Raw genomic sequence first — 7,608 nt, forward strand, 5'->3', positions numbered from 1 at the left:
ATGTTCTATTTATCTATGCTAACTCAATATATTGGTCAATATATGAAAACTCGTCTTCAATATCGAGCAGATATGGTTGTTGAGCTTTTATCTGATATGCTCTTTCAGGTGACGAATTTAGTGTTTATTCTTGTTGTGTTTGGTCATACCCAGTTTTTAAGTGGTTGGTCACGTGATGAAATTATCTTTATATACGGATTTTTCTTAGTACCTTTTGCTGTATTCGGTGCGTTTTTTAACATTTGGGATTTTAATGAACGCTATATAGTGAAAGGAGAAATGGATCGAATTTTAACTAGACCGATTCACAGTCTTTTTCAAGTGATCTTAGAAAGAATGGAGCTAGAATCACTTTTTGGAGCAGTTACTGGAATCATTATTATGGGATATGCTTCGATTCAATTAGGTTTAACCTTTCAATGGTATGATTTTATTTTGTTCTTTGTTTTTGTCATAGGTGGTGCATTAGTTTATGCTGGAATATTTGTTTCGCTTGCCACCATCGGCTTTTGGTCTGATGCGAGAACATCACTTATGCCGATGATGTATAACATCGGTAACTATGGACGTTATCCAGTTGATATTTATAATGCAGCAATTCGTTTTGTGTTAACATGGATTCTTCCATTTGCGTTTGTTGGAGTTTATCCTGCGGCATTTTTCCTTGAAAAAGAAGAGTGGTATTTTTATTCATTTTTAACACCGTTTATGGGAGTTGGATTTTTTGTTTTATCTGTATTTCTATGGAATGCAGGGGTGAAAAGATATCGCGGTGCAGGGAATTAGAGGGAAAGAGCTTAGGTGTATCTTAAGCTCTTTTTTTATATGTTGTACAGCTCCAATGTTTTGAGCTTTGTTTCGTTTGACTAATCCAGCCTTCATTTTTCAATTGCTTTGTAACGAGTATGTTAAAGAAGCCATGTCCAACAACAGTTACTGATTCATGCTTACTTGCTTCATTGATTAAAAAGTGTGCAGCTTTTTTTGCTCTTTCTTTAGCATGTGAAAAAGATTCACTATTATTTGAATAGCCGCAAAACCATAGAAGTCTAAAAAGTGTTAACCACGTTTTAGGAGATAATTTAACACCAAAGAGATTGCCAGAAGGTATTGGCAGGTCCACTTCGCGTAGCAAAGAATAAGATTCTACTGGACGTTCACTTGTTAAAGATGAAGCAGAGTCTATTGCTCTTTTTAAGTCACTTGTTAGTAAAACGTTAGCTTCTGTGGCTTTTTTGATTGCTTCACTAGGATATTGTTTTTCTTCTAAAATACTAACCTCATCATATTTAACTACCCAACTATGAAGTTCTTTGCAAGTAACGGGTGTTTGTTCAGTATGTAGAGATCGACCATGACGGATAAGGGTTATTTCCATGTTTTACACTCACCTATTTATCATTTGTTTCCGAAAGCAAAGATGAGTTCTGTTTCACAAACAATTTCATCATCAACCTTTGCTATTCCTCGGCCTTTACCAATTGATCCTTTTACTCTTGTGATTTCTACTTCAAGTAAAAGCTGATTCCCTGGTTGGACTTGTTTTTTAAAGCGACATTTATCAATACCGGCTAAAAAGCCTAATTTTCCATGGTTTTCTTCCTTAGACAACATCACTACAGCACTTACTTGTGCTAGTGCTTCAACAATTAATACGCCTGGCATAACTGGATAATCAGGAAAATGGCCTTTAAAGAACTCTTCATTTGCTGTTACATTTTTGATTGCTGTTGCTTTTTTACCCTCTTCAACCTCTAGAATTTTATCTATTAAAAGAAAGGGATAGCGGTGTTGAATGATTTTTTTTATATCAACAATATCTAGCATAATTGAAACCTCCTTTTATTTACAATTACATTTTATCACTTACTTATATAACCTGGTACTAAAATATCAATTTTTTATTTTTTCATAACCATAGAGGAGCTTGTATATATTGTACAAAGTGGTTGTTCAAAAGGGTGGGGATTATGCAGCTGGTATTTTGTATAGGTATTGTGATTTGTATTTTTATGAGTTTTAAGAGTGTTATTATTGTTTGTTTTCAGAAGAATTTCCTATCCTTTGAAACAGTTGTTATGATCACTTATCTTTATTTATCATTGTTAGTGGGCTTTGGAATGATTTTTTTAATATGTTTACAAAGCGATCTTCACGTGCTTGTTGAGGCAGGTAAACCTATTTCAGGGGATTATTTTGATAAACTTGGAACCTCTTTCTACTTTAGTGCAGTTACACTATTTTCAGTTGGTTATGGAGATATTGTTCCTGTTGGTTTAGGGAGATTAATAGCTGTGACTGAAGCACTTATTGGCTATATTCTACCAGCTGTTTTTGTTGCGCGAACAGTAATTGGTATAGATAAGCAGTAAATAGTTGTACGAAATGCAAAAGTTGGTTACGCTTATTTTAGTACAATTATTTTGGAGGGATTATTATGACACTAGAAATAGGTCAAGCAGTACCAAGTGTGGAATTATTAGCTGACAATGGTGAACAAACAACTCTTGCTGATTATAAAGGGAAATATGTTGTTCTTTATTTCTATCCAAAGGACATGACACCAGGATGTACAACAGAAGCATGTGATTTTCGCGATCAACACGAAAGCTTTGCAGATCTAAATGCAGTGATTGTAGGAGTAAGCCCTGATCCACAGGAAAAACATCAGAAATTTAAAGAAAAGCATGATCTGCCGTTTCAATTATTAGTTGATGATGAACATAAGTTAGCAGAAGCTTTTGATGTATGGAAGTTGAAAAAGAACTTTGGTAAAGAGTACATGGGAATTGAACGCTCTACTTTTATTATTGATCCTGATGGGAAGTTAATAAAAGAATGGAGAAAAGTTAAAGTGAAGGACCATGTAGAAGAAGCCTTGCAATACATAAAAGAAATTCAATCGTAAGTAGAGGGTGAACATATGAGAGACGAAAGAATAACAAAGCTTGCATCTATTTTGTTAAATCATTCAGTGAAAGTAAATAAAGGTGAGAAGGTACTTATCCGTGGTCATTTAAATACAAAGCCATTAATAACAGAGCTTATTGACCAAGCAAATGAGATCGGTGCTTTTCCTTATGTTGATCTTTTTGATGATGAAATTAATCTTCATTTAGCTAAAAACTATCAACGTGAACAGCTTGAAACACAAGCAAAATGGCAAATGCAGGTGTATAAAGATGTTGATGCTGTCATCATTATCATTGGGGAAGAAAATGACGCTGAAATGGCTGATATCCCAATGGAGAAGCATCGAATTCGTGGAGAAATTATGAAGCCAGTTTCTGAGTTTTATGTTAATAACCGTAAGTGGGTGTTATTAAATTATCCAACAAAAGGTTTGGCGCAAAAAGCAGGGATGAGTACGAGAGCCTTTGAAGACTACTTATTTGATGTTTGCACAGTAGATTACGAAAAAATGGCTAAAGCAGTTGCTCCACTGAAAAAATTAATGGAACAAACAAATTCAGTTCGACTTACAGGTCCAGGAACAGATTTACGTTTCTCGATTAAAGATATTCCTGTTATTCCTTGTACAGGAGAGGCGAATGTTCCTGATGGAGAAATCTTTACTGCACCTGTAAAAGATTCGGTTAATGGAACGATATCATTTAATACACCATGTCCGTATCATGGTACAACATTTAGAGATGTTAAGCTGACGTTTGAAAATGGGAAAATTGTTGAAGCTACCTCTGATCAAACGAAGAAGCTTAATGATATTCTTGATACTGATGAAGGTGCAAGATATATTGGAGAATTTGCAATAGGGTTCCATCCGTATATTGAAGAACCAATGGGTGACATTTTGTTTGATGAAAAAATATGTGGAAGTCTTCATTTTACACCAGGTGAGGCTTATGAAGAAGCGGATAATGGGAACAAATCAGCAATTCATTGGGACATGGTTCTTATCCAACGACCTGAATATGGTGGTGGAGAAATCTATTTTGATGATGTTCTTATTCGGAAAGACGGTAAGTTTGTGCTTCCAGAATTAGAAGGTTTAAATCAAAATCATCTTAAATCATAATAGCCTATTTTTATTCAACAAGGCATACGTCCAGCCAAAAGGGGAATTTCTGCGTACTGTAAAGAGAAGGCATTACCTCCTCAAATGTTAGCGCCGGATTGGAAGTGCGGAACCCGAGCTCCGCACTCTTTTTTTATTTGATCCTGAGGTAATGATAATAACAAATAGTTTTATATACAATAATACATAGTTTAATTTTAAAATTGAGAGCAACAAAGTTATAAAAAGTGAGGGACTATTACTATGAATGTTTTATCAACTGTAAAATTAACTCATGCTATTAAAGAGCAGCTGGCAAATCATTTTCCGATAATCACATTTTTCCATGACCTAAAAATTGATGAAGCAGAGCAGTTGATACCAAGAGCCGATATTATCTTAACTTATGGAGAAGATTTAGTTGAAGATCATATAAAAGCTGCAACAAATTTAAAATGGGTAATGGTAGCTTCAGCTGGCATTGAAAAGCTGCCGTTTGATATATTAAAGGAGCGGAAAATATTAGTAACCAATGCAAAAGGGGTTCATGGAATTCCAATGGCTGAATATTGTTTAGCGATGATGCTCCAAGTGTCTCGCCAAGCTAAAGCGCTGATAGAGAACGAAAAACAGCATAACTGGGATCGTTCGGTGAAGATGAATGAGTTATATGGAAAAACAGTTTATATATTAGGAACAGGTGCAATTGGATCTGCAACTGCTAAGCTTTCTAAGGCATTCGGTATGAACGTAGTTGGAATGAATCGTGATGGAAGAAGTGTCGAGCATTTTGATACCACATATAAAAAAGAAGACATCCTCCTACCTGTAAAGGATGCTGATTTCATTATTTCTGTGCTTCCAAGTACCAGTGCTACAAAATCTCTAGTAAATGAAACATTTTTAAATACAATGAAGAGTGAAGCGGTGTTTATTAATATTGGTAGAGGAGATGTAGTCGTAGAAGAACATTTGATTACTGCTCTGGAAAATAATAAGCTTAAACATGCTGTGCTTGATGTATTTGAAGAAGAGCCTTTAGGAAAGAAACATAAATTCTGGGATATGGAAAATGTAACTATTACTCCGCATCTATCTGGAATTACAGATTTATATTTACCACGTGCAATAGATATTTTCATAAGAAACTTCAATCATTATTTGGATGGTAAACTGACAGATATGGATAATAATATTAATCTTGTTCAAAGATATTAAGAGTAAACAATATTATTTTGTTAATATTATGCATAGAAAGATTAATTGACAAATGTCTTCATTACAATGTACACTAATTATAAACATTATAAAGTAAGAATCTTTATAGAAGAGAGGTGCATGGCGGATGTCTGAACATCAATTAAAAGATGCGTTAGAAGCCTTGAAGGAAACAGGTGTTAGAATCACACCTCAACGTCATGCTATACTTGAATTCTTGGTCGATTCCATGACACACCCTACAGCCGATGATATATACAAAGCGTTAGAAGGAAAATTCCCTAATATGAGTGTTGCTACTGTTTATAACAACTTAAGGGTATTTCGTGAAGTTGGACTTGTTAAGGAATTAACGTATGGCGATGCATCAAGTCGATTTGATTTTATCACATCAGATCACTATCATGTAATTTGTGAAAGTTGTGGAAAGATTGTGGATTTTTCTTACCCAGGACTTGATGAAGTTGAGGCTTTAGCTGCACATGTAACAGGTTTTAATGTAAGTCATCACCGTATGGAAATATACGGAACATGTAAAACGTGTGAGCAGAAAGAAACTCATTAAAACAAGCTTCGTCAATCAGAAGCTTGTTTTTATCTTATAGTAACAAAAAGAACGGCCCTTTATAGTAGGAGCCGTTCTTTTTTGATTATTATTTTTATGATTTTATGCTTTTACGATTATAATTTTCGTCAAATTCCTTACCTTCTAAATCTTTGTCCAGTGTTAATGGTTCTTTACAATACATACACATGTCAACACGACCGAGTATTTTAGTAGGCTTCTCACAGGATGGACAGATTACTTGAACTGCTTTTGTTGAAAGCATTCCAATCCAAAAATAAACAACTGTGCTAGCTACAATCGATAGCATTCCAAGCATCATAAAGATTGTCATAACCCACATGTTTGTTCGAAAGAAAATACCAAGATACATAATGATAAAACCTACAAAGACTAAACTAAGTGCAAAGGTTCTAATTTTATTTATTTTACTACTATATTTGCGCGCCATAACAAACCTCCTTTTCTAAATATAGCATAGCTTTTATGATAGATAAATTGTTATGTGAAGTATTAAATTAAGGATTGTATTAATTTTAGCAATTCCTTATACTATCAAATGTTAATTATAATGAATAAAGCAGGGACATTGGTGATAATTTGTGTTTTTCCAATACTTTCAAATTACCATCTTGAAAAGGGTTTTTGCTTTTACATGTAGAAGAATTAATAAACCCATTATATTGGAGGCATAATGATGGAAAATATTCTCCGTCCTATTTATCAAGAAAAAGCAAGTCATGCAGATACATTAGCTATTATTATGATAGAAAAAACAAATCAAACATCTCCATTAACAGATAACTTAGATATAGCGCTTCTTGTCATCGTTAAGGAAGCAGAGCAATCACTTTTTGTGAAACATTATGAATATGAAAGTAAAAAGGCGTCGTTAACGGTTATGACAGAAGAAGAACTGAATGAAGTGATTCTTCTAGGTACAAATAGAAGAATAGTGGATTGGGTTTTGAATGGGAAGGTTCTTTTTGATCGTAATGAATATATCGTTAAACTAATTGATAGGCTTAGAACGTTTCCATTTACAGAGAGGAAATTAAAGATTGGTATTGAGTATTCAAAACTAATTCGTAGATATTTAGAAGGTAAAGTGTTTTTTGAATCTAATCAGCTGCTAGATGCTTATAACTATATTGTTCATGCACTTCATCATCTTGCTCGACTAGAAGTAATTGATAGAGGTTATTATCCAGAAGTAACGTTATGGAACCAAGTGAAACAAATCGAGCCACAGGTTTATAAGTTATATAATGAATTGGTTATAAGCGATGAAACAATTGAGAAGAGATTAGAATTGCTATTTCTAGCTAGTGATTTCCTAATACATTCTAAAACAGAGGTAGGAGCAGCACATATCTTAACGATAATGTCTGAAAAAGAATACTGGCATTATAATGAACTACTTCATCATCCTGAATTAAAGTATTATGCTGTTGATCTAAGTGTCTTATTAGAATATCTAGTGGAGAAGAACTATGTATCAATAGAAAGAATCGAAACAAAAGGTAAAGGAATTTATCATCGTGCGTATTTTGTTCAGGAAAAGTATTGACTTTAGTTTTTATGGATGATATATTATTAAACGTCGCTGTTACTGAAACAGAAAACAGCGGCTTTGCTTTTCTTTTCATGTACTAAACTTCTTCAAAAAGTTTTTTGGAAAAGAAGTTGACGATGTGGAAATGAAATGTTATATTAAGAAAGTCGCTTCTAGGTGAAACGGCAATTAATGATCTTTGAAAACTAAACAAAACCAAGCGTGCCAACGTTAATTTCGATTAACAAAACGTAC

Annotated in this window: 10 protein-coding genes; 7 read left to right on the forward strand and 3 right to left on the reverse strand. The window is 33.8% G+C overall.

Going from position 1 to position 7,608, the window contains the following annotated elements; genetic code table 11:
- Positions 1–786 carry an ABC transporter permease gene (locus tag FS935_RS20290; RefSeq protein WP_146950469.1) on the forward strand — a complete coding sequence of 262 codons (786 nt, stop codon included), beginning with the start codon at positions 1–3 and terminating at the stop codon, positions 784–786.
- 22 nt (positions 787–808) lie between these two features.
- Here the strand turns inward: FS935_RS20290 and FS935_RS20295 are convergent, their stop codons facing one another.
- Entirely contained in the window at positions 809–1,378 is a 570-nt protein-coding gene (locus FS935_RS20295; protein ID WP_146950470.1) for a histidine phosphatase family protein, read from the reverse strand.
- 20 nt (positions 1,379–1,398) lie between these two features.
- Positions 1,399–1,827: a 3-hydroxyacyl-ACP dehydratase FabZ gene (fabZ, locus tag FS935_RS20300; protein WP_146950471.1), complete on the reverse strand. Its 429-nt coding sequence runs from the start codon at positions 1,825–1,827 to the stop codon at positions 1,399–1,401.
- A gap of 143 nt (positions 1,828–1,970) precedes the next feature.
- On the opposite strand from fabZ, the gene FS935_RS20305 reads away from it, so the two are divergent.
- The 5 genes from FS935_RS20305 to perR all read left to right on the forward strand — a co-directional run bounded on the left by FS935_RS20305 (position 1,971) and on the right by perR (position 5,798).
- On the forward strand, positions 1,971–2,372 hold the full coding sequence (locus tag FS935_RS20305; RefSeq protein ID WP_146950472.1) for an ion channel: 402 nt from the start codon (positions 1,971–1,973) through the stop codon (positions 2,370–2,372).
- Between the two features lie 65 nt (positions 2,373–2,437).
- Positions 2,438–2,908, forward strand: a complete 471-nt coding sequence (gene bcp / locus FS935_RS20310; RefSeq protein ID WP_146950473.1) for a thioredoxin-dependent thiol peroxidase — start codon at positions 2,438–2,440, stop codon at positions 2,906–2,908.
- Positions 2,909–2,923: 15 nt separating this feature from the next.
- Positions 2,924–4,036 (forward strand): aminopeptidase, encoded by a 1,113-nt coding sequence (locus FS935_RS20315; RefSeq protein ID WP_146950474.1) that lies wholly within the window; start codon positions 2,924–2,926, stop codon positions 4,034–4,036.
- Between the two features lie 243 nt (positions 4,037–4,279).
- Entirely contained in the window at positions 4,280–5,233 is a 954-nt protein-coding gene (locus FS935_RS20320) for a D-2-hydroxyacid dehydrogenase (protein WP_146950475.1), read from the forward strand.
- A 127-nt stretch (positions 5,234–5,360) separates the two neighbouring features.
- Positions 5,361–5,798 (forward strand): peroxide-responsive transcriptional repressor PerR, encoded by a 438-nt coding sequence (gene perR / locus FS935_RS20325; protein WP_146950476.1) that lies wholly within the window; start codon positions 5,361–5,363, stop codon positions 5,796–5,798.
- Positions 5,799–5,892: 94 nt separating this feature from the next.
- Here perR and FS935_RS20330 read toward each other — a convergent pair whose 3' ends face one another.
- Positions 5,893–6,249: a YgzB family protein gene (locus FS935_RS20330; protein WP_146950477.1), complete on the reverse strand. Its 357-nt coding sequence runs from the start codon at positions 6,247–6,249 to the stop codon at positions 5,893–5,895.
- 246 nt (positions 6,250–6,495) lie between these two features.
- Between FS935_RS20330 and FS935_RS20335 the strand changes: the two genes are divergently transcribed.
- Entirely contained in the window at positions 6,496–7,368 is an 873-nt protein-coding gene (locus FS935_RS20335) for a nucleotidyltransferase-like protein (RefSeq protein WP_146950478.1), read from the forward strand.
- Positions 7,369–7,608: the final 240 nt, after the last annotated feature.

This window comes from Metabacillus litoralis, assembly GCF_007994985.1.
In the GTDB taxonomy this organism is placed as follows: domain Bacteria; phylum Bacillota; class Bacilli; order Bacillales; family Bacillaceae; genus Metabacillus; species Metabacillus litoralis.